A 19730-nucleotide genomic window follows, 5' to 3' on the forward strand; every position below is an offset into this window, starting at 1 on the left:
AAGGTAGCCGGTGCAGGGGCAAGCAGGGCGGACATATGCCGTCGTCGTCATGGGCGTGAGCGGCAGCGGCAAGTCGACCCTGTCGACGCGGCTCGGCTGCGCGCTCGCCTGCCCGGTGCTCGAAGGCGATGCCTTCCACTCCGCCGCCAGCGTCGCCAAGATGCAGGCGGGCCATCCGCTCACCGACGACGATCGCTGGCCGTGGCTCGACCGGCTCGGCGCGGCGCTCGGCGAGGCGGCGCTGGCAAGCGCGGGCGGCGTCGCGGTCGCGGCCTGTTCGGCGCTCAAGCGCAGCTATCGCGAACGCCTGTCCGCCGCCTCGGCGGTGCCGTTGCTGTTCGTGCTGCTCGACACCGGCGCCGCGGAGATCGCGCGGCGGATGGAGACGCGCTCGGGCCATTACATGCCGCCCAGCCTGCTCGGCAGCCAGCTCGCCACGCTCGAAAAGCCGACCAGCGACGAGGCGGCGGTGACGCTCGATGCGGCGCGGCCGGTCGAGACCTTGGCCGCCGAGGCGCTGACGTGGATCGATGCGCAGCACGGTGCGATCCTCGGAGCCGATCCGATATCCCGCCGGTCGCACTAGGACTGTCGAAGGGCGGTGAGTCTCGGGCCCCTCGACAGGGTCAGACCAAGCGGCTGAAACAGGGGAGTCTGCGCCGATTTCGGTCGGTCCGGCCCGGCTCACGGCATCAGCCGCTTGCGCCCCTGCGACAGGTGCCAGCGCATCGCCAGCGCCGCGCCGTCGGCATCGCGCGCGCGGATCGCATCGACGATTGCGTCATGTTCGTCCATCATCGCGCCGATCACCTCGGGCGGGCGCGAGCGCGAGATGTCGACGCCGGCGCGCAGGATGCGCATCACCTCGTCCTGCAGATGGCCGAACACCGGCACGAAGGCGGAATTGCCCGTCGCCTCGACGATCGCGCGGTGGAGCAGCCAGTCCTCCTCATGCGCCGGCGCGTTTGACAGCAGCGCGCTGCGCAGCGCCGCCAGCGCCTGTTCGATCACGTCGAGCTGGTCGGGCGAGCGCCGCTGCGCCGCGAGCCGTGCCGCCTCCGATTCCAACACGAAGCGGACCTCATATGTGCCGAGCGTCTTGGCGAGCGCGTCCATCGGCATATGCGTGCTCAGCCGCTCGGACGGGCGGCGCTGCACATAGGAGCCGGCGCCGCGCCGCGCCGCGGTGATCCCGTCCGAGGCGAGGCGGGCGAGCGCCTCGCGCACGATCGTCCGCGACACGCCGAACGATTCGGCGAGCCGCGCTTCGGAGGGCAGCCGATCGCCGATCGCCAGGCCATCGTCGTTGATGATCGCGACGATCGCCGTATAGGCGCGGTCGACCAGCCGTACTTCGCTCATTCTGGCTCCTTTTCCCGCCGGTCAGACGACATAACTGAGCGCGACGACCAGTGCGAGGCCGACCACCGAGATCACCGTCTCGAGCAGGGACCAGGTCTTGAACGTGTCCGCGGTGCTGGTGCCGACATAGCTCTTGACCAGCCAGAAGCCGGGATCGTTGACGTGGCTGAAGAACACCGACCCGGCGCCGATCGCCAGCACCACCAGTTCGGGCGACACGCCCGACCCGGCGACGACGCCGGGCATGATGCCGACCGCGGTGATCGTCGCCACCGTCGCCGATCCCGCGGCGAGACGGATGCCGACCGCGACTAGCCAGCCGAGCAGCAGCGGCGACACCGCATACATCAGCACCAGCCGGGCGAGCAGGTCGGACAGGCCGGCGCTGACCAGCACCTGCTTGAGCGCGCCGCCCGCGCCGATCGCGAGCAGGATCGCGCCGGCCGCGGCCATCGTCTCGTGCCACACCGCGTCCTGGATCTTCGCCTCGCGCAGCCGCCGGCCGAACAGGAGGGGGAGGGCGAGCAGGTTGGTGACGAGCAGCGCGATCACCGGATTGCTCGCCGCGACCAGCCAGCCCGCGCCCTTCAGCCCCGGCGCCATCTGGCCGAGTTCGCCGGTGGCGATCAGCAGCACCGGCAGCAGCACGATGACGAGCGAGGCGAACCGGTTCGGTGTGGCGAGATCGAGACGGTGATCGTGGAGCAGCGGCGGCGCGAGCCGGACGCCGGGCGTGACGAAGCGCGCCAGCACCGGCCCGGCGAGGATCGCGGTCGGAATGGCGACGAGGATGCCGTAGAGCATCGTCTTGCCGAGGTTCGCGCCGAGCGCCTCGACCGCGAGCAACGGCCCGGGATGCGGTGGCACCAGCGCATGGACGACGCCGAGCCCGGCGAGTGCCGGCATGATCAGCCGCAGCTTGGCGCCGTCGCGCGCCGCCGGATCGTCCCCCGCCATCGCCTCCGCCGCGGCGACGACGATCGGCAGCAGCAACACGAGGCCGGTTTCGAAGAACAGCGGCAGGCCGATGACGATGGCGATGCCGAGCGTCGCCCACGGCGCTGCCCGCGCGCCGGTCAACCGCAACGCGCCCTGCGCCAGTGCCGCCGCGGCGCCCGACAAATGCAGCATCGCGCCGAGCGACAGGCCGAGGGCGACGATGAGGCCGGTGCCGCCGATGATGTCGCCGACACCCTTCTGCACCGCCTTGGCGATCTCGGGCAGCGGCAGGCCGGCGAACAGCCCGACCGCGAACGCGCCGCACAACAGGCCGATGAAGGGATGGAGCCGCCCGCGCACGATCATCGCCACCGCCAGCAGGATCCCGGCGAGCGCCGCGGCGATCAGACGGATGTCGGCGGCGCTCATGCCGGCGTGCCCACCGCGCGGTGACGGTCGCATGCGCCGATTCGATCGGAACCGCGCCCTGCCGGTCGTGGCGCTGCGCCGCTTGCCGCGCTGCCCTGCCTGTGCCGCATCGACACCCTCCCTCCTGTGCGGCGACGCCTTCGCCTGCCGTTTCTAAACTATCTGTAGGACAGGTTTTTACGGATCGGCAAGAAAAAAGGCTTGATCCCATCGTATTAGCTGGATCATACAAGAAACCTGTCTAACCGAATCTATGCAAATGGTTCGCAAGACCAAGATGGAGCGTCCGCCATGGACGTCCGCCGGCCGTTGGCCGTTTAGGGAGGATGACGATGGAAGGGACTTCCACACTCGCTCGCCAGACCGCGCCGCGCACTGCCGCTGCGCCGGGGGTGACGCCGACGCTCGAGTCGCTGACGCCGACGCAGATGAAGGTGCTGCACGGCGTCCATTCCGGGCTGCTCAACAAGCAGATCGCTTATGATCTCGGCATCGCCGAAGCGACGGTGAAGGCGCATATGACCGCGCTGATGCGCAAGCTCAACGTGCGCAACCGCACGCAGGTCGCGCTCGCCGCGCAGACGCTGGCGCGCCGCGCCTCCTGACCCTTTCACGCGGCCCGCCGGGTCGCGCCGCACGATCGAACCCCCGGGGAGACTGGCCTTGAAGCATATCTGGCTGCTTGGCGCGGCGGCGCTGGTCGCGCCCGCGCCTGCGGTGGCGGCGACGACCTCCGTCTATCTCACCGCGCCCAAGGACGAGCGGGCGATCACCGTGCGTGGCGTCGGCGACGGCCGCGCCGACGACAGCGCCGCGATCCAGCAGGCGATCGACGCGGCTGCGGAAAGCGGCAAGGGCGGCGTCGTCTTCCTGCCCTCGGGCCGCTACCGGGTCAGCCGGACGATCTTCGTCCGCTCGGCGGTGCGTATCTTCGGCGTCGGCGCGACCCGGCCGGAGATCGTGCTCGGCGACAATAGCGCCGGCTTCGGCGAGGGCGTCGCGGCGATGCTCGCCTTCACCGGCGAGGATCAGTATCGCGTCGGCAAGGCGCCGGTGCCGCCGCGGACCAGCGTGCCGTTCGATCCCGCGATCTTCGACGCGACCTCCAGCACCTTCTATTCGGCGATCAGCAACGTCGATTTCCGCATCGGGGCCGGCAATGCCGGCGCGGTCGCGGTCCGCTTCCGCGTCGCGCAGCACGGCTATATCCGCCATGCCGACTTCCATATCGGATCGGGGCTCGCCGGCGTCTATCAGGCTGGCAACGAGTTCGAGGACCTGCGCTTCTTTGGCGGCCGCTACGGCATCATGTCGGAAAAGACCTCGCCCGCCTGGCAGTTCACGCTGATCGACAGCGATTTCAGCGGCCAGCGCGATGCGGCGATCCGCGAGCATGAGGTCGATCTGACTTTGGTCAACGTCGCGATCCGCGACACGCCGGTCGGTATCGAGATCGACCGCGGCTATTCGGATTCGCTGTGGGGCAAGGACGTCCGCTTCGAGAACGTCTCGCAGACCGCGGTGCTGATCTCGGAAGAGAAGAGCGTGTTCACCCAGATCGGCTTCGACAACGCGATCGGCATCAACACGCCGACCTTCGCCCGCTTCCGCGACAGCGGCGCGACGGTGGCGGGCAAGGGCGCCCGCTATCGGGTCAGCGACTTTTCCTATGGGCTGAAGCTCGCCGGGCTCGGCACGATCGGCGATTATGCGACCGACGTGACGATGGCGCCGCTGGCGCGGGTGCCGGCCCGGCCCAGGCCGGCGATCGCCGCGCTGCCGCCGGTCAAGGCCTGGGCGAATGCGCACGACCTCGGCGTCAGGGGCGACGACACCACCGACGACACCGCCGCGCTGCAACGCGCGATCGACACGCATCGCGTCGTCTACCTGCCGATGGGCCGCTATCGCGTCACCGATACGATCAGGCTGCGCCCCGACAGCGTGCTGATCGCGCTCCACCCGAGCCTCACCCACGTCTATCTGCCCGACGAGACGCCCGCCTTCATGGGCGTCGGCAGCGCCAAGGCGCTGATCGAAAGCGCCAAGGGCGGCAATGCGATCGTCCACGGCCTCGGCCTGTGGACCGGCGGCGTCAATCCGCGCGCCACCGCCTTGCTGTGGAAGGCGGGCGAGCGGTCGATGGTCAACGACGTCAAGATCCAGGGCGGCGGCGGCACCGTGCTGACCAAGGGCAGCCCGATCGGCTTCGGCGATCCGCGCGCGCGCTTCGACGGCCAATATCCCAGCATCTGGGTGACCGACGGCGGCGGCGGCACCTTCGCCGCGCTCTGGTCGCCCAACACGCTGGCCTCCGCGGGATTCTACGTCTCCAACACCAAGACGCCGGGCCATGTCTACGAACTGTCGGCCGAGCATCACTATCGCCACGAGATCGTCCTCGACCATGTCGAGAATTGGGAATTCCTCGCGCCGCAGACCGAGCAGGAGGTCCGCGACGGCGTCAATGCGGTGTCGACCGAGTTCCGCAACTCGCGCAACATCCTGTTCGCCAATTACCACGGCTATCGCGTCACCCGCACGATCAAGCCGATGGACACCGCGGTGCGGCTGTACAATTCGGGCGAGATCCGCTTCCGTAACGTCCATGTGAATGCGGAGAGCGGCTTTGCGAGCTGCGACGCCAAGGGCTGCGGCACCTATACGCGCGCGAGCAAATTCCCCTTCGAGAATGCGATCAAGGACATGACGCGCCAGCAGGAGGTGCGCGACCGCGAATTCGCCCGGCTCGACGTGCCGGCCGCGCCGGCCAGCGCCGCGACCGCACCGGCCATCCCCGTCTCGGCGGGGGTGCGCAAGCTCGCGGACGGCTTCTATTCGATTGCAGGCGCGGCGACCGATGCCAACGGCAAGCTCTATTTCATCGATCGCTTCTTCCAGCGCATCCATGGCTGGTCGGCGGGCGAGGGGCTGACGACGGTGTCCGACGCGCCGCTCGATCCGGTCAATCTCGCGGTCGACCGGTCGGGATCGTTGCTCGTCCTGTCGTCGGCGGGGCGCGACGGCAGCGTCTACAGCATCGATCCGCGCGATCCGGCCGCGGTCCGCGTCATCCCGCCGACGCCGGTGCGCGCCGGGCGCAAGGCGGCGACGCTGCTGCCGGTCAACGTCTGGGCGAACGGTGAATTCGCCGACCGGATCGACCCCAAGACCTATAGCTACCCGCCGCTCAGCGCCTTCTTCACCGGCAAGATGGGCGAGGCGAAGGCGCAGGAATATGTCTCGCCCGACGGATCGCTGGTGCTGCCGGCGTTCCGCGTCTGGAACCAGGGGCCGGACGATCATCAGGGCTGGCGCTGGTCCGACACGCTCGATTCCTACGGCTTCGTCGCGGCGCCGCAGGGCGGCCGGGTGACGCTGACCAACGGATCGGAGAACCGCACCTACAGCGGTCTCGTCGGCGAGGGCGGCCAGGTCACCGACCTCAAGGTGGTCGCCGATCGCGGCGGCGAGAGCGTTGCGCGCGATGCGGCGGGCAACCTCTACGTCGCCAACGGGCAGGTGTTCGTCTACGCGCCCGACGGCACGCAGACGCGTCGGATCGACGTGCCCGAACGGCCGCTGCAACTGGTGATCGGCGGGGCGGGGCAGAAGACGCTGTTCATCCTTACCCACCATGCGCTCTACGCGGTGGAGCTGTAGGGCGGGCCGTCGCCGGGCCCCGATCCGGTGCGATCGATAAGCGGCGCCCGCCCCCTGCCGGCCTGATCGCGGGCAGGGGGCGGGGCGGGCCGCCGCCGCTGCCACGCGCATCGGTCCGGAACCGTACCGCAACAATCGCGGCGTCCCGGGGGTTTGACGAAAGGACCTTGTCCCTCAACGCCCGCAGCGAGATGCCCGATGACCGACGCCCCGATCCGTTACCGTCCCGACGTCGAAGAGGTGAAGCCTGACGAGGCCGAGACGATCGCCGGCCTCAACCAGACGTTCGACGTCATCCTCGAACGGACCGCGGAAGATTACGGCCACGCCGTCCGCTCGGTTCACGCCAAGGCGCATGCGCTGCTCGAAGGTGAGATGACCATCGACGCCGACCTGCCGCCCGAGGTGGCGCAGGGTCTGTTCGCGACGCCCGGCCGGCACAAGCTGCTGATGCGCATCTCGACCAACGCCGGCGATATCCTGCCCGACGCGATCAGCCTGCCGCGCGGCCTCGCGATCAAGGTGTTCGACGTCGCGGGCGAGCGCCTGCCCGGCGCCGAGGGCGAGACGCAGGATTTCGTGCTCAACAACGGCAAGGTGTTCCAGGCGAAGGACGCCGCCGCATTCCTGTCCAACCTCAAGCTGCTCGCCAAGACCACCGACCGGCTGGAAGGCACGAAGACCGTGCTGTCGACGGTGCTGCGCGGCGTGCATAACGCGCTGGACGCGGTCGGTGCGCAGATCCCCGCAGTCGATACGCTCGGCGGCGCGCCCAATGTCGATCCGCTGGGAGAGACCTATTTCTCGGTGACGCCGTATCGCTGGGGTGATTACATCGCCAAGTTCCGCATCGTCCCGGTCGCGCCGGCCCTGACCGCGCTCACCGGCCGCATCATCGACGCGAACGGCCGCGAGGATGCGATCCGCAGCGAGGTGCGCGAGGAAATGGCGCGGATCGACGGCGAATGGGAATTCCAGGTCCAGCTCTGCCGCGATCTCGATCGCCAGCCGGTCGAGGACCCGACGGTCGAATGGCAGGAAGAGGAAGCGCCGTTCCAGCGCGTCGCGACGATCCGCGCCGCGGCGCAGGACAGCTACAGCGACGCCCACGTCCAGCAGATCAACGAGCAGAGCCGCTTCAGCATCTGGACCGGACTTGCCGCGCACCAGCCACTCGGCAACGTCAACCGCGCGCGCAACGCGACCTATCGCCATTCGGCCGATTTCCGCGCCCGCGTCAACGGCTGCCCCTATCACGAGGCGATGCGCGCCGCCGAGTGAGCGGCGCCGACTGCAAACATCTGACGGACATCCTCCCGCGGCCTTCGATACGCCGTGCACCCCGACCGTTCGGGAATACCAATAGCCATTTTAGGAGAATCATCATGACCCTGTCGGGCAAGACCATCGCCATCCTGATCGCGCCGCGTGGCACCGAGGATCCCGAATTCGCCAAGCCCAAGGCGGCGGTCGAGGCGGCCGGCGGTACCGTCACCGTGATCAGCCTGGAGACGGGCGAGGCGCAGACCGTCAATAACGATCTCGATCCGGGCAGCAGCTATACCGTCGACAAGGCGGTCGGCGACGTCGCCGCCGCCGATTTCGACGGGCTGGTCATCCCCGGCGGTACGGTCGGCGCCGACAAGCTGCGCGGTTCGGACGCGGTGGTCGCCTTCGTCCGTGACTTCTTCGCGGCGGGTAAGCCGGTCGCGGCGATCTGCCACGCGCCGTGGACGCTGATCGAGGCCGACCAGCTTCAGGGCCGCACGCTCACCTCCTATCCGACGCTGGCGACCGACATCCGCAACGCCGGCGGAAACTGGGTCGATCAGGAGGTGGTGGTCGATAAAGGCCTCGTCACCAGCCGCAATCCCGACGATCTGCCCGCTTTCTGCGCCAAGCTCGTCGAGGAATTCGCCGAGGGTCGCCATCCGGCGCAGGCGGAGAATGCGTGATGGCGCGCTTCGCCGAAACGGTCGTGCTGATCACCGGTGCCGCGTCCGGCATCGGTGAGGGGGCGGCGCGCCGCTTCGCCGAGGAAGGGGCGACGCTGATGCTCGGCGACATCGATGCGGCGGCGCTCGGTCGCCTCGCCGACGAGCTGCCCGGCACGGTGGCGGTGCAGACCACCGACGTCTCCGACCGTGCCGCCTGCGAAGCGCTCGTCCAGGCGACGATCGATCGCTTCGGGCGGATCGACGTGCTCGTCAACGACGCCGGCGTCGATCATCTCGGCAAGCTCGACGAGGGCGAGTTCAGCGCCTTCACCAAGGTGATCGAGACCGATCTCTACGGCGTCGTCCAGATGAGCCGCGCGGCGATCCGACATCTGCGCACGTCGAAGGGCTGCATCGTCAACATCTCGTCGGTATCGGGTCTGGGTGGCGACTGGAACCACAGTTTCTATTGTGCGGCAAAGGGCGCGGTGAGCAATTTCACGCGGGCGCTGGCGATGGACGAGGCGCAGCATGGCGTCCGCGTCAATGCGGTCAATCCGTCGCTCACCTATACCGCGCTGACCGCGGGGATGAAGGAGCAGCCCGAGCTGATCGCCAAGTTCGAGGAGCGGATCCCGCTCGGTCGCGGCGCCGAGCCGGCCGACATCGCCGGCGCGATCGCCTTCCTCGCCAGCGAGGACGCGCATTATGTCACCGGGGTCAACCTGCCGGTCGACGGCGGCCTGACCGCGTCGAACGGCCAGCCACCGCTGTCGTGACATTGGAACCAATAGAGCGGGAAGACCGCTGGTGACCCCTACGAGAATCGAACTCGTGCTTTCGCCGTGGAGCCGGAAAGTCGTTTGTTTTCAACGGCCGTTGCCGCTTCCGACCTCGAAACCCGATCATTGTAGATCAATGGGTTACGGGTGCGGGGGCATCGAGCACGTCCGATCTGGCATTCACCGCTTGGAGAACAGACGCGGAACATCTATCTAACTGATGACGCGAGTCACAGGAGGATATGACCATGGCCACGGCCTATGATCACGACGACGTCGAGCGGGAGCCGTTCGGCAAATGGCTGATGAAGCAACGCGAGCGCGGCGGGTTCGTCGGCCAGCTCGCGAACAGCGCCGCGCAGGATCGCACGTTCCCAAAGAGCGGCACCTATGAGGACGCCCGCAAGTGGATGCAGGCGCAGCGCGCCAGCGGCGACGACTGGGAGGCGCTGGAGGACGCGGAGAGCGCGTGGCTGGCGTCATGATCACAGGCACCGCCAAGCATCGCAACGGCCCGCCCGATCCGCGCGAGGCGCTGGCGGCGGTGATCGACGGCAGCCGGGACAGCTATGCGGCGCTGTCCCGCATGCTCGATCGGCCGCCCCACTACCTGCGGCGGTTCGTCGTCGAGGGCAGTCCCCGCGCGCTTCGGCCCGACGAGCATCGGCGCCTCGCGGACTATTTCGGCCTGACCGAACGCGCGCTCGGCATCCGCGATCTGTGGGCCGACCAGTCGTGAGGCTGCTCACCCGCGAGCAGCTGCGGACGCAGGTCTGGGTCGCGCTAACCGTGCTCAAGCCATACGAGAAGCGCGCGCTCGGCGTGGTCGTCGAGCAGACCCGGAAGGACGTGACCGAAGATCTGGTCCTCCGGATCATGGGCGAGCCGGAGAGCGAGACGGTAATCCTCCAGCCGGATCTCGTCGGCTTCCCCTATTCGCGCGTCGGCGTGTGGAACGTCGACGAGCCCCATCCGCACCCCGACATGGTGAGGCCCCGATGAGCCGCTGTCTCCTGTGCACCAGCAACGACGATGATGCCCTGATCGAGCACCTCGCCGAGAAGCTATGGGACAGCCGTATCGAGCGGATCGAGGGACCGATGCCTTGGAGCGAGGCCGGCGCGACGTGGCAGGCTGCGTTCCGCGAACTCGCCGTCGCCGCGCGCCAGGCGCTAACGCAGTAGCGCGACCGACAGGATCGCGATCCACAGCAGCAGCGCGATCGGCAGCCCGATCCGCACGGACCGCCGCCTGATCACCGCGAACACTCCGCCGGCGCCTGCCCGGTGGCGAGCACTGCCGAGGTGCAGCGCCGCTCAAGAGCGACGGCGACAGCGCGAGCGTTGCCCCGCTCGACTGCACCGATCGCCTCGGCGAATCGCTCGACAATCTCCGACAGGATGCTGCGGTCGATCGTCACCAGCTCGCCGGACGGCTTGGCGGTGAGCGGCGTCAGGCGTTCCGTGCGGGTCAGGTCAGCCGACAGGGCCGGCAGTGCCGCCCGCTCGGTTCGCGCGATCGATGTCGGCGTTGAGCGCGTCGCGCAGGCGGTCGACAGGAGCGGCAGGAGCAGGAGCGCCGGCAGCAGCAGGCGGGACGGTATCGATCGCATCGCGGAGATCCTTGATGGTGGCCTTCACGGCTCGGGTGGAAAGGTCGTCGGCACGGGCGACGCGCTGGCTGATCGAGTTCGAGACGACGGCCGCCGCCCGCTCGTCGGCGCGGGCCTCGGCGACGCTGTCGGCATGCTGCCGCTCGACCGCCTGCGTCACCTTGGCCTCGCCCGCACGGCGGCCGATCCGACCGATGACGAGGGCGAGCGCGCTGATGACGAGGAGGAAGATGAGCACGACGAGGAGGGAGCGCCGCCACGTCATGCCGCCAGCCCCTGCACGCAGATCGCTCGCTCGCGCTCGCGACGCTTGGCAAGGCCGGCCACGGTCCTGCCGCCAGCCTTGTTGAACAGGAGGAAGCGGTCGCATCCGGCCCGCCACTGCCCGGCGTTCCACACGCGGGCGATGCTCGACCGGCAGAAACCCGCCGTCCCGATGTTGTAGGAGAGCGAGACCGCGGCGATCACCTGGTTCGTGCGCCCCTTCAGCGCGGGCACGCATCGGACGATCGGCTCGGCATGCGCGATCAGCTCCTCTTCGAGCAGCTCGTTGCAGCGCTCGGGGGTGAACCGCATCCCCATCTTCACGCCCTTGGTGATGCCGTCGCAGGCGGTCGGCACCTTCACGATGTCGAGATAAGCGTCGAGGTACTGCTTGCCGGCGACGTGCTCGACGGTGATGCTCTGGTCGGCGTTGACGGTCGCCTTGACCTGCCGGCCGCTCTCCTCCTTCGGCACGACGACGAACAGCGTTGCTGCGGCGACGACCGAACCGATCACCCCCGCCAGCGTCTTCTTGCCGGGCTTCGAGGTCCGCGTCGCCGCAGGGCGGTCAGGCGCCACCACTGGCCGCCTCCTCGATTTTGGCGTTGGCCTTCGGCTGCAGGATGAACCGCGAGACCAGCGTGCCGACGAACAGCAGGAACGGAATAGCGTTGCCGACCTTCTCGGGGAGCAGCGCCTGCACGTCCGCCGGCAGCGTGTTCCACGCCTGCAACAGCGCATCGGGCGCGAGCGCGGCCCACCCCATGAGGATGGCGCCGATCGCGGACAAGCGAACGGACCAGAGGCGCCATGCCTGGCGCCAACCGTCGATCAGTTTCATCGATGTCTCCTTGGATGGCGGCAGCCGGCCGCCCGCGGATCAGTGTGTTCGACGTTTCCGGAACAGGGATCGCCGCTGCCACCGGCGCAGCTCAGCGCTTTCGCGCGCGGCGTCGGCGGTGATGATCAGCCGCTCCAGATCCTGTTGCGGCGGAGGCGGCGGAAAGGCGCGGCGCAGCACCGGCTCGACGAGTTCGGTGCGCACCCAGCGGCGATTGGCGAGCACGCGCTCGACCGGGCCGATCGCCAGCGCCAGCGCGCCGATGAGCATCACGATCAGGCCCCCGTCGATCATGGCGCCTTCTCCGACTTGGGCGGCGCCATCATCTCCAGCTTCACCTCGATGCGCGCGAGGCGGAGATCGAGCTGCTGGAGCATCTCGGTCCGCGTCTTGGCGTCGGTTCGTGCATCGGCTTCCAGCTGATCGATGCGTCGGGTGTGGTCCTTCAGCGTGGCGATGTAGCCGCCGCTCGCCAGCACGACGCCGGCGATGACGATGATCAGCGAGATCACCGGGACGAATGGCGCCCACCATGGCGGTGGGCTCGATGGCACGCTCACGTGCCTGCCGCCTCATCCGCGGCTACAACGGCCGCGGAGCTGCTGTTGATCATGGTGGTGCCCCTCAACCGTGCTGGACGTCGACCCATGGCCGACCGTCGCGGATCGCCCAGACCTTGCCGAGGCGACGTCGATATTGTTCGAACGTGATGTCCGTCTCAGCAACGGCAACAGCCCGGATGCCGCTGCCCTTGGCGACGGCAATGAGGTAGTCGCCGACCGCGAAGTCACCGATTGCGTTAACGGGCACCTGCCCGGCGAAAGCGATCCGGTCGACGCACTGGCGCGCCGCTTCCTGTTTCGCCTCCCAAACCGGCAATTCGGCCGCATACCGCTCCGATGCCTGATCATAGGCGACTTTCGCCACAGCGTAGGCAGCGCACGCCGTGCCGTACGCCGTAGCGGCGGCTTGACGATCGTCATCGGTAGCATCGCCGGGCAGCGACGGAGGCTCAGGCTCAGCCGGAGCTTCTCCGGGTTCGGCCGGCCGCGGTGGCAGATGCAGAGCCCAACTATCGCCGCCGACGTAAGCGGGATCGGTCGACTTGACGACGAAGCTGCTCGCCGCAGCCCAGCTTTTCGTCAGCTTGCCGTCGGCGTCGACGCCGCAGACATCGCCCTTGGCAATTTCGCCACAGCCATCCGCCTTGACCATGTACTCGGCATAGTCCGCGCCGCTGGCATTGATGGTGCCGCTGGTTGCTAGTGATCGACCGGTGCTCGACTTGCCGATCTTCATGGCAGCATTGGCGGTGTTCGCGCTCTCAACGCCGTTGAAGTCAACGACGTAAACAGCTGCGACCACCACCGCGCCGGGTTGCGTGAAGGAAATGATAGGCGAGGCGTTGGCCGTGCTGGTGCCTTGAATGGTATGTGCACTGCCGGATGTAGTGCCAACGAGCAAATTACCTGCCGCAGTAATGCGAACCCTTTCAGCGCCACCTGTTCCCAATAGAAGCGTCGCCGACATTTCGTTCATTAGGTAGAAGCTGTCATCGCCACCACCATAGCCCATAAAGGCTTTGCGCCCGGAACCGTCGTAGAAGGCGGCGAAGCCATTGCCGCTACCCCGAGCTGCATTCCCCTTGATAGCGAAAAGCTCACTGGTAGTGCCGTTTACACGAGCGCCGGTTGCGTCCGCGACTACGCGAGCGACGCCGCCCGTAACAAGCGCCAATTGGTTTTCACCCGGACGGCTGATGCCAGTGTCTTGATCCGCCAAAAACGAAATGCCGGGAGCTGCAAGGTTACCATCACCAAAGCGCCCAGATAGCGCGCCAGAGACCCAGCCACTTACCTGCGTCAGAAACTCCGTGAGCCGTGTCGCCGCGGTTTGCGCAAATCCCTGATTCGGCTGCACCGAATATACCTGCCCAGCAGCCGTGCCGCCCAGATACACCGAACCCAGCGTCAGCTGCGTAGTGCTGTCGACCGACAGCACCTCGTAGGCGCGCCCATCGGGCAGGTTGATGGCGTGTCCTGCTTGGACGTTGGCGACGAAGGAAGTGCCGGCGCCGGTGACCACGGCAGAGCCGTTCGTCACCGTCACCGAACCGGCGCGATACCAAGCCATTCTTGTGCTCCTGATGAGTAGCTGATTGCGGGCGGCGTCAGCCGAGCCCGGTGAGATCCACGATCATGCCGCGCGGGGCGCGGTAGGTCTGCGGCGCATCGGTGTCGTCCGCGGCGGCCAGCTGGATGTCGCGCGTGTAGCGGCGGACACTGACAGTCCCACCCTCGGAGAAGGCTCCCCACGTCTCGTAGCGGACATAGACACGGCCGCCTTGGGATGACGAGCCTTGGAACGTGCCGCTGCGCGCTAGGCCGCCGACCTGCATCAAAGCGCCCCAGGTGCGACCGGCCGGCACGGCGACGGAGAAGTCGCCTTCGGTCAGCCCCTGCCGCAGCATCATCGGCCGGCAACCCGTATCGAAGATGACCGCAGCGCCGGCGTCATCCCAGAACTCCAGCGCCGCGCCGCTGCTGCCGCGACTGGTGCCCGGATGGAGGCCGAAGAAGTATAGCGATCCCGCGCTACCGGCGAGCCCTACAAATTGGCAGCGCCAGACGCCGTCCGAGGGGTCACGGTAGACTGCGATCTCCGTCGGCAGCTTCGATCCTGTCACGGCGACCTGAACCGCTCCGGCGAACGCCTGAACGGTGCATATCTCGATCGCCGTGGAGTAGTCAGGCGCCTGACCGTCCTGCTGTCGCGCCGTCGTGACTGCGCGGGCGCCGATGTTCGCGCCGATGTCGCGCTTGCCGAGGTAGATGTACGGCGGCCGGACGCTGCTGAACTGCAAGAGGTCCGTGTCGTAGGTGTAGAACTCGCAGCCGTTCGGCATCAGAAGAACCCGTATTCGAGAATGACGGGGCGGGCCGGCGACTGGAACCGCACGTTCGACGGTGACCAGCTGACGGTGATCCCGTTGAGGGTCACGTTCGGCGAATAGTTGCTCGCCGTAGTGATCCCGCCGGCGGGGCGAACCATGTAGCCGAAGGTGTAATTGGGGTCGCCAAGCTCTGGAATGGCGACGCTACCGCTGTCGTTGGCGCCGATCAGGACTTCGCCGGCCTTCTTGAACGCGCGGTCGGTGACGCCGAAGGCGACCGAGCCGTCGTCGTTGTAGATCTCCAGCCCGACCGTCATCCCCACGATCCGAGACGGAAGGTCAGTTTGCCGTTGGCCTTCACACCCGAGATCAGCTTGTTGGTGATCTTCAGTCGCTCGCCCTCACCGTCGAGGCCGACCGCAATGTTCGTCGCACGGACGCTGCGCATCTCGATCACGCCGTCGTCCGCAACGGCGAACACCACTGTAGCACTGCTGCCGTTCGCCTTGGCGATCTTGAAGGTGTCGACGACGAAAGCGGCGTCCGTGCGTCCCGAACCATTGTTGAGGGCAAAGCCGGTGATTACGCCGTTGGCATTGAACTCGACGCCCCACTTCGAGCTCAGGCCGTCGATCGACTCGCCGTAGACCCTCAGGGTGTTCGTATTACCCGCTACGGTCGACGTGAGCGACGTCACCATCCCCGCTACCGAGGTGTTGATCCCAGATTGAGCGACTAGCACCTGATTGACTTGAGCGAGCGATCCATTCGTCGCTGCCTTGTATGTGGCGAGGTCGCTCGCGATGGCTTGGTCGCCTTCGATCTGAGCAGCTTGGACGCGACTTACGTTCGCATTCACTGCACCGATCTGCACTCCTAATTGCAGCGATAGCGACGCGATCGCGCTCGTGATGGTGTCCGTCTTTGCCGTCAACTCCGTCTTTGCCGTGGCGATGGCAGCAAGTGCAAACTGGCCGGCGTCAAACGCGGCCAACGTCGCGAGGATATCGTTCGCACCTCCAACATCGCCGTCTGGTATGAAGCGACGACTTGCGGTCAGCGTGGTCGCAAGAGAAGCTCCGTCGAACGCGTTCAAGGTCTGCTCGGCGAGCGTAAGCCGAACGCCCATCTTGTCGACCACCGTCTGGCTGACCTTCGTCTCGACGACCGCTTTTAGCGCATCGAGCGACTGGTTGATGGAGGTGACCGAGCCTTGAAGCCCGGTAACCACAGTGGCGTCGGCTTTTAGTTGGATCGCCCCCTGAAGGCCGAAGACATTGGCTTCTGCTGAGGTCAGTCGAACGAGGATCGAAGACAAGTCAATGTCGCTGCCGTCCAGCTTGGCCTGTAGGATCGCCTCGTTGACGTAGTTGACGGATGCTTTCAGTTCGATCGACGACAGTGCTGCGTTTAGCGTTACCGAGAGCTTGCTAAGCTGCTCCGCCCGGCTCTCGATTGCAAACAACTTGGCCACGCCGGACGCCGGATCGGCATACAGGCCGGCATCCCGGAAAACGTTCTGAACGATAGCTTGCCCGGTTGCGAGCTGCGCGACGGCCGCCGAGAGAGAGGCGAGATCCATTTCGAGCTGGCGACGCGCCGTGTCGTTCGCTGCACCAAGATCAATGAGGTTGATCTTGCCGAGGGGGCGGACGGTGTCGCCGATCGACACGACGAGGGTCCCATCCGGGCGAAGATCGACAGCACTATTCAGTACCTCGCCCGGATCTACTAAATCACCGACGTCCGTGAAGAAGTTCTCGCCGATAACGGCTCCGACCGTCGCGTTGTCCTCCGGCTTTCCTTCGCCGACGATCGCGGGCCATTCCGCAGTCCGGCCCGCCTCGTCGATGGCGACGATGATCGGGAGGAGCAGCGGGTTAAATTCGTTCGGCTCGGCCGCCTGCACGGCAGCACGCTCGTCCCGGTCCCAAGCGTAGATCGCCTGATGCTCCTCGACGAGCACCAGCGGCACGACGCCGGTGGGATCGATGACGCCTTCGCTGACCCGGAACAGCTTCCTGTCGAAGCCGAGCGCCGAGAACGTCAGCCGAACGATGTCGCCGTCCTTGACCGCCCACCCGCGGGCGTTGAACTCGGCCGAGAAGGCACCCTGGTACTGCGCGCGCTGAAGGCGCTGCTTGGCGAGGCGCTGCCCCTGGCTCGGCGATTGGACGAGCGCGAGATCCACGCTGTCGATGCGCTCGATCCCGTCGACGGACGCGATGCGTACCGCCGGGAAGTCGACGAGCTGATACAGCGATGCCGGATCGGTCAGCCGCCCGCGCACGACGTTGCGCCGGTCGTTAAGGTTGTTGCCGGCGGACCAGTTGAAGTCGCCGAGGACGTCGTCGTCAGTGAAGTCGACGACCGGGGTCGCCAGGTCGTTGTGCAGGACCTGCAACGCGAAGCGGCCGGTGCTGTCGCGCAGCTTGCCGTTCATGCACGCCTCGAACCCGGCGATGACCTGCGCGGGATCGTCCTCCTCCGAGAAGGTCCCATCGCACCGATAGCGGGGCTCCGTCGTGCCGTCGGCTCGCGTTACCGGCTCGTCGCAGAGGTTCGCCGCGGTGATGAAGCTCTCGACGTCGATCCGATCGATCGGCACGCCGCGCCCCACGGCGAGCTTCCACTCGCGCGTCACCGGGTTCTGGATGCGCCAGCCGATGAGATAGAACAGTAGTGCCAGGGCGGGATTGCGCCCGCTCTCGTAGCCGTTCGGCGCCCACGCCCACGTCGTCTGATCGGCGAGCCGAACGGCTCCGGCACCGCCGAGCGTGCTATCGAAACGGGGATCGGGAAGACGTGCGCCCTTGCCGACGACCGTGACGCGCGAGGTGATGGTCGACGAGAACGGGCTCTTGCCCTTCTTCCCGTTGCCGGTGACCTTGAACTGCAAATACAGGGTCGCGCAGCCAGCGAACGCGGCGTTGGGACCCCAGCGTCCGGACCAGCCGGCGTTGAACGTGCTGCCGGTGACCGCCTGAGCATGGATCGCGACGCCGAGATAACCAGCGAACTCGCCAGTGACCCCGCCGGCCGCGCTCCAGGCGAGCTTGTCGTCGAGCCAGATCTCGTCGATCGATTCGCACCAGTGCGACGCCACGACGAAGACTTGACTGCAATACTCCTGATCGCGGCCCCACCACTCCTGATAGCGCAGATCCGTGTTGAGCGCCGTCCGGCCGAACACCATCTTGCGCGGCGTGTCCGTGACGAGGCTCGCGTTGAGGCGGTCGGTGGTCGATCCCGACAGCTTCGGCCGCTTGATGAGGGCCTGCCCGACCGCCTGCAAGGCCGCACCGGCGAACAGCAGCGTGCTCGCGCTGATCCCGCCGATCGAGACGGCGCCGGCGAGCGCGGGCGCGGCGATGGCACCGATGCCGGTCGCGGCGAGCGCGACCGCGCCGACGATCACGCCGACGGTTGCGACGACCTTGCCCACTCAGACCCTCCAGGCCCGCGCCCATTCGGCGCGCGCGATCCGGATCAGGCCCTGCTCGCCGGCGAACATGGCCTCCCCACCGATGCAGACTCCCACCGAGCCCTGCGCAAGGACGAGATCACCGCGGCGCGCGAGCGCGGGCGGAACTTCGTCGAGATGGCGGTCGAACGTCGCCTCCAGCGTGCCCGCCCCGTACTTCCTGAGCGCGCGCGCCGATCCCGTCGCGGTCGAATATCGCCCCCTGAACGGCGTTCCATGGTCGACGCCGGTCTGCGCCAGGACGGCGTTCGCGCCATGAAGCGCGCAGTCGTGCTGGCCATAGACGTGCGGTGCATGCAGCACGCTTTCGAGGTAGCCGGCGAGCCGGGTCTCCCAGTCGGGCAGGCGGTTCATCCGGTTTTGGCTCCATTGGCGACGGCGAGCGTCAGCGCTGCTGACGAGTCGGTCGGATCGAAGTCCGACTGATCGAGGTACGTGCGATTCGACGCGGAGGTGAGCGAGGCGAGATAGCTCTCGATCTCGACCTTGGCGGTCTGTTGCTTGGCCGATCCGGAGATCCCGAAGCCGACCATCCGGCCGGTATAGTAGGGCACGACGGCGCCGACGCGGTCGCCGGCGGCATTGAGCGTGAGGAACCACAGGCGCGCGACACGGCCCTTCCAACGCGTCTCGTCGCCGAGGACGTTGAGGAGGTCGCTGTCCGGCCCAACGATGCCGGACAGCAGGGCCGTCACGGTGTCGGAGCCGCCGGTCGCGCGCTTCACGGCGCTCACCGAGCCCATCGTCGGGCTGATCGCGGAGAACAGCTGGCCGTCGAGATCCGGGTCGCCGGTGCCGGTCAGCCGCAGCGAGGTCTCCCAGGTCGTCGCGCGGACCGGATCGCCGTCGATGTCCAGCCACGCGAGGAACGGCGGCCGAACGACCTCCGCGCCGAGCATGGAGAGGGTGGCGGGATCGAACGTCAAAACGCCTCCTCCACCTCGATCGACTTCGCCTGGAAGACTTCGCCAAGATCCTCGGTCCAGCCGATCGCGCTGCTGACCAGCGACACGCGCACGGTCGGCCGGCGCACCTCCACGGCCGTGCCATCCAACGGCGAGAGCCGCAGCGATGGCTTGAAGGTGACGATCGCCTTGCCGGCCGCATTGAAGACGAACGGCGCCGAGATCGAGACCATCTGCTCGTTGACGGTCAGCTTGTGGCCACGCTTCAGGCCGATCCCCGGCACGCCGTTGCGCAGGTTGAGCGATCGACCGTACTGCCCGGCGCCGTCGACGACCGGCATGAGATTGTCGGGCGCTTGCGGCGTGGCAGCCGCTTCGAGCCGGAAGCTGTTGATCTGGCCTTCGAGGTCGATCAGGAACGCCTCCGCCTCCAGCCATTCGTCGGTGCCGCAGCGCACCGCCATCTCGGCGGTCGCGCTCCACATCGAGGGGCCGGGCTGGGTTACGACCTGCCGGCGCTTGGTCCAGTCGGACCGGTTGACCTGCGCCGGCCGGTCCAGCGTCCACACCCGGCGACGGATCGCGAGCTGGTCGGGGACGGTGATGAGTGCCATCGTGC

25 protein-coding genes are annotated in these 19730 nt (G+C 67.5%); 10 read left to right on the forward strand and 15 right to left on the reverse strand.

Annotated features, from left to right (window positions below; genetic code table 11):
• Positions 1-49: 49 nt before the first annotated feature.
• The gene (locus BW41_RS01245; protein ID WP_081792822.1) at positions 50-586 is read left to right on the forward strand and encodes a gluconokinase; all 537 of its coding nucleotides are present in this window, start codon (positions 50-52) and stop codon (positions 584-586) included.
• A 98-nt stretch (positions 587-684) separates the two neighbouring features.
• On the opposite strand, the gene BW41_RS01250 is transcribed toward BW41_RS01245, so the two are convergent.
• Both BW41_RS01250 and BW41_RS01255 read right to left on the reverse strand, forming a co-directional pair.
• Entirely contained in the window at positions 685-1362 is a 678-nt protein-coding gene (locus BW41_RS01250; protein ID WP_037530502.1) for a FadR/GntR family transcriptional regulator, read from the reverse strand.
• 21 nt (positions 1363-1383) lie between these two features.
• Complete coding sequence (locus tag BW41_RS01255; protein ID WP_037530503.1) at positions 1384-2730, reverse strand: GntT/GntP/DsdX family permease; 1347 nt, start codon at positions 2728-2730, stop codon at positions 1384-1386.
• Between the two features lie 332 nt (positions 2731-3062).
• Here BW41_RS01255 and BW41_RS01260 point away from each other — a divergent pair, with 332 nt between their 5' ends.
• From BW41_RS01260 to BW41_RS01300, 9 genes are all read left to right on the forward strand, one after another.
• Positions 3063-3335, forward strand: a complete 273-nt coding sequence (locus BW41_RS01260) for a response regulator transcription factor (RefSeq protein ID WP_081792838.1) — start codon at positions 3063-3065, stop codon at positions 3333-3335.
• A 58-nt stretch (positions 3336-3393) separates the two neighbouring features.
• The gene (locus tag BW41_RS01265; RefSeq protein ID WP_235199452.1) at positions 3394-6393 is read left to right on the forward strand and encodes a glycosyl hydrolase family 28-related protein; all 3000 of its coding nucleotides are present in this window, start codon (positions 3394-3396) and stop codon (positions 6391-6393) included.
• A 198-nt stretch (positions 6394-6591) separates the two neighbouring features.
• Positions 6592-7674 (forward strand): catalase family protein, encoded by a 1083-nt coding sequence (locus BW41_RS01270; protein WP_037530504.1) that lies wholly within the window; start codon positions 6592-6594, stop codon positions 7672-7674.
• 104 nt (positions 7675-7778) lie between these two features.
• A complete protein-coding gene (locus BW41_RS01275; RefSeq protein WP_037530506.1) occupies positions 7779-8348 on the forward strand; it encodes a type 1 glutamine amidotransferase domain-containing protein in 570 nt (189 codons plus the stop codon).
• Positions 8348-9109, forward strand: coding sequence for an SDR family NAD(P)-dependent oxidoreductase (locus tag BW41_RS01280; protein WP_037530508.1), 762 nt, complete (start codon positions 8348-8350; stop codon positions 9107-9109). Before BW41_RS01275 ends, BW41_RS01280 begins: the two co-directional genes overlap by 1 nt.
• A gap of 251 nt (positions 9110-9360) precedes the next feature.
• Complete coding sequence (locus tag BW41_RS01285; RefSeq protein ID WP_037530868.1) at positions 9361-9597, forward strand: YozE family protein; 237 nt, start codon at positions 9361-9363, stop codon at positions 9595-9597.
• The gene (locus BW41_RS01290; RefSeq protein WP_235199453.1) at positions 9594-9851 is read left to right on the forward strand and encodes a hypothetical protein; all 258 of its coding nucleotides are present in this window, start codon (positions 9594-9596) and stop codon (positions 9849-9851) included. Before BW41_RS01285 ends, BW41_RS01290 begins: the two co-directional genes overlap by 4 nt.
• Positions 9848-10114 carry a hypothetical protein gene (locus tag BW41_RS01295; protein ID WP_037530511.1) on the forward strand — a complete coding sequence of 89 codons (267 nt, stop codon included), beginning with the start codon at positions 9848-9850 and terminating at the stop codon, positions 10112-10114. The genes BW41_RS01290 and BW41_RS01295 overlap by 4 nt, the downstream gene beginning before the upstream one ends.
• Positions 10111-10296 carry a hypothetical protein gene (locus BW41_RS01300; protein ID WP_037530512.1) on the forward strand — a complete coding sequence of 62 codons (186 nt, stop codon included), beginning with the start codon at positions 10111-10113 and terminating at the stop codon, positions 10294-10296. Before BW41_RS01295 ends, BW41_RS01300 begins: the two co-directional genes overlap by 4 nt.
• Positions 10297-10367: 71 nt before the next feature.
• Here the strand turns inward: BW41_RS01300 and BW41_RS21330 are convergent, their stop codons facing one another.
• From BW41_RS21330 to BW41_RS19920, 13 genes are all read right to left on the reverse strand, one after another.
• Positions 10368-10532 (reverse strand): hypothetical protein, encoded by a 165-nt coding sequence (locus tag BW41_RS21330; protein WP_161773107.1) that lies wholly within the window; start codon positions 10530-10532, stop codon positions 10368-10370.
• A 55-nt stretch (positions 10533-10587) separates the two neighbouring features.
• On the reverse strand, positions 10588-10989 hold the full coding sequence (locus BW41_RS01305; protein ID WP_037530516.1) for a hypothetical protein: 402 nt from the start codon (positions 10987-10989) through the stop codon (positions 10588-10590).
• Entirely contained in the window at positions 10986-11570 is a 585-nt protein-coding gene (locus BW41_RS01310) for a lysozyme (protein WP_200870316.1), read from the reverse strand. The genes BW41_RS01305 and BW41_RS01310 overlap by 4 nt, the downstream gene beginning before the upstream one ends.
• The gene (locus tag BW41_RS21410; protein ID WP_051583161.1) at positions 11557-11829 is read right to left on the reverse strand and encodes a DUF7940 domain-containing protein; all 273 of its coding nucleotides are present in this window, start codon (positions 11827-11829) and stop codon (positions 11557-11559) included. Before BW41_RS21410 ends, BW41_RS01310 begins: the two co-directional genes overlap by 14 nt.
• 39 nt (positions 11830-11868) lie before the next feature.
• The gene (locus BW41_RS01320; RefSeq protein WP_037530519.1) at positions 11869-12123 is read right to left on the reverse strand and encodes a hypothetical protein; all 255 of its coding nucleotides are present in this window, start codon (positions 12121-12123) and stop codon (positions 11869-11871) included.
• A complete protein-coding gene (locus tag BW41_RS01325) occupies positions 12120-12389 on the reverse strand; it encodes a hypothetical protein (protein ID WP_152542037.1) in 270 nt (89 codons plus the stop codon). Before BW41_RS01325 ends, BW41_RS01320 begins: the two co-directional genes overlap by 4 nt.
• A 64-nt stretch (positions 12390-12453) precedes the next feature.
• Positions 12454-13962, reverse strand: coding sequence for a hypothetical protein (locus tag BW41_RS19915; RefSeq protein WP_051583162.1), 1509 nt, complete (start codon positions 13960-13962; stop codon positions 12454-12456).
• A 37-nt stretch (positions 13963-13999) separates the two neighbouring features.
• Entirely contained in the window at positions 14000-14734 is a 735-nt protein-coding gene (locus BW41_RS01335; RefSeq protein WP_037530524.1) for a hypothetical protein, read from the reverse strand.
• Entirely contained in the window at positions 14734-15039 is a 306-nt protein-coding gene (locus BW41_RS01340) for a hypothetical protein (RefSeq protein WP_037530526.1), read from the reverse strand. Before BW41_RS01340 ends, BW41_RS01335 begins: the two co-directional genes overlap by 1 nt.
• Positions 15036-18167, reverse strand: a complete 3132-nt coding sequence (locus BW41_RS01345) for a phage tail protein (RefSeq protein WP_037530528.1) — start codon at positions 18165-18167, stop codon at positions 15036-15038. Before BW41_RS01345 ends, BW41_RS01340 begins: the two co-directional genes overlap by 4 nt.
• Positions 18168-18560, reverse strand: coding sequence for a DUF6950 family protein (locus tag BW41_RS01350; protein ID WP_037530529.1), 393 nt, complete (start codon positions 18558-18560; stop codon positions 18168-18170).
• Positions 18557-19132 (reverse strand): hypothetical protein, encoded by a 576-nt coding sequence (locus tag BW41_RS01355; protein ID WP_152542039.1) that lies wholly within the window; start codon positions 19130-19132, stop codon positions 18557-18559. The genes BW41_RS01350 and BW41_RS01355 overlap by 4 nt, the downstream gene beginning before the upstream one ends.
• Entirely contained in the window at positions 19129-19725 is a 597-nt protein-coding gene (locus tag BW41_RS19920) for a hypothetical protein (protein WP_051583163.1), read from the reverse strand. The genes BW41_RS01355 and BW41_RS19920 overlap by 4 nt, the downstream gene beginning before the upstream one ends.
• Between the last annotated feature and the right edge of the window lie 5 nt (positions 19726-19730).

It is taken from the genome of Sphingomonas sp. RIT328 (assembly GCF_000632225.1).
Lineage (GTDB): Bacteria > Pseudomonadota > Alphaproteobacteria > Sphingomonadales > Sphingomonadaceae > Sphingomonas > Sphingomonas kyungheensis.

Excerpts from the sequence above, each read along its gene's own strand:
- BW41_RS01245 (WP_081792822.1), top strand. The coding sequence starts at position 50 with ATGGGCGTGAGCGGCAGCGGCAAGTCGACCCTGTCGACGCGGCTCGGC.
- BW41_RS01250 (WP_037530502.1), bottom strand. The coding sequence starts at position 1,362 with ATGAGCGAAGTACGGCTGGTCGACCGCGCCTATACGGCGATCGTCGCG.
- BW41_RS01255 (WP_037530503.1), bottom strand. The coding sequence starts at position 2,730 with ATGAGCGCCGCCGACATCCGTCTGATCGCCGCGGCGCTCGCCGGGATC.
- BW41_RS01260 (WP_081792838.1), top strand. The coding sequence starts at position 3,063 with ATGGAAGGGACTTCCACACTCGCTCGCCAGACCGCGCCGCGCACTGCC.
- BW41_RS01270 (WP_037530504.1), top strand. The coding sequence starts at position 6,592 with ATGACCGACGCCCCGATCCGTTACCGTCCCGACGTCGAAGAGGTGAAG.
- BW41_RS01275 (WP_037530506.1), top strand. The coding sequence starts at position 7,779 with ATGACCCTGTCGGGCAAGACCATCGCCATCCTGATCGCGCCGCGTGGC.
- BW41_RS01280 (WP_037530508.1), top strand. The coding sequence starts at position 8,348 with ATGGCGCGCTTCGCCGAAACGGTCGTGCTGATCACCGGTGCCGCGTCC.
- BW41_RS01285 (WP_037530868.1), top strand. The coding sequence starts at position 9,361 with ATGGCCACGGCCTATGATCACGACGACGTCGAGCGGGAGCCGTTCGGC.
- BW41_RS01290 (WP_235199453.1), top strand. The coding sequence starts at position 9,594 with ATGATCACAGGCACCGCCAAGCATCGCAACGGCCCGCCCGATCCGCGC.
- BW41_RS01300 (WP_037530512.1), top strand. The coding sequence starts at position 10,111 with ATGAGCCGCTGTCTCCTGTGCACCAGCAACGACGATGATGCCCTGATC.
- BW41_RS01305 (WP_037530516.1), bottom strand. The coding sequence starts at position 10,989 with ATGACGTGGCGGCGCTCCCTCCTCGTCGTGCTCATCTTCCTCCTCGTC.
- BW41_RS21410 (WP_051583161.1), bottom strand. The coding sequence starts at position 11,829 with ATGAAACTGATCGACGGTTGGCGCCAGGCATGGCGCCTCTGGTCCGTT.
- BW41_RS01320 (WP_037530519.1), bottom strand. The coding sequence starts at position 12,123 with ATGATCGACGGGGGCCTGATCGTGATGCTCATCGGCGCGCTGGCGCTG.
- BW41_RS19915 (WP_051583162.1), bottom strand. The coding sequence starts at position 13,962 with ATGGCTTGGTATCGCGCCGGTTCGGTGACGGTGACGAACGGCTCTGCC.
- BW41_RS01335 (WP_037530524.1), bottom strand. The coding sequence starts at position 14,734 with ATGCCGAACGGCTGCGAGTTCTACACCTACGACACGGACCTCTTGCAG.
- BW41_RS01340 (WP_037530526.1), bottom strand. The coding sequence starts at position 15,039 with ATGACGGTCGGGCTGGAGATCTACAACGACGACGGCTCGGTCGCCTTC.
- BW41_RS01350 (WP_037530529.1), bottom strand. The coding sequence starts at position 18,560 with ATGAACCGCCTGCCCGACTGGGAGACCCGGCTCGCCGGCTACCTCGAA.
- BW41_RS19920 (WP_051583163.1), bottom strand. The coding sequence starts at position 19,725 with ATGGCACTCATCACCGTCCCCGACCAGCTCGCGATCCGTCGCCGGGTG.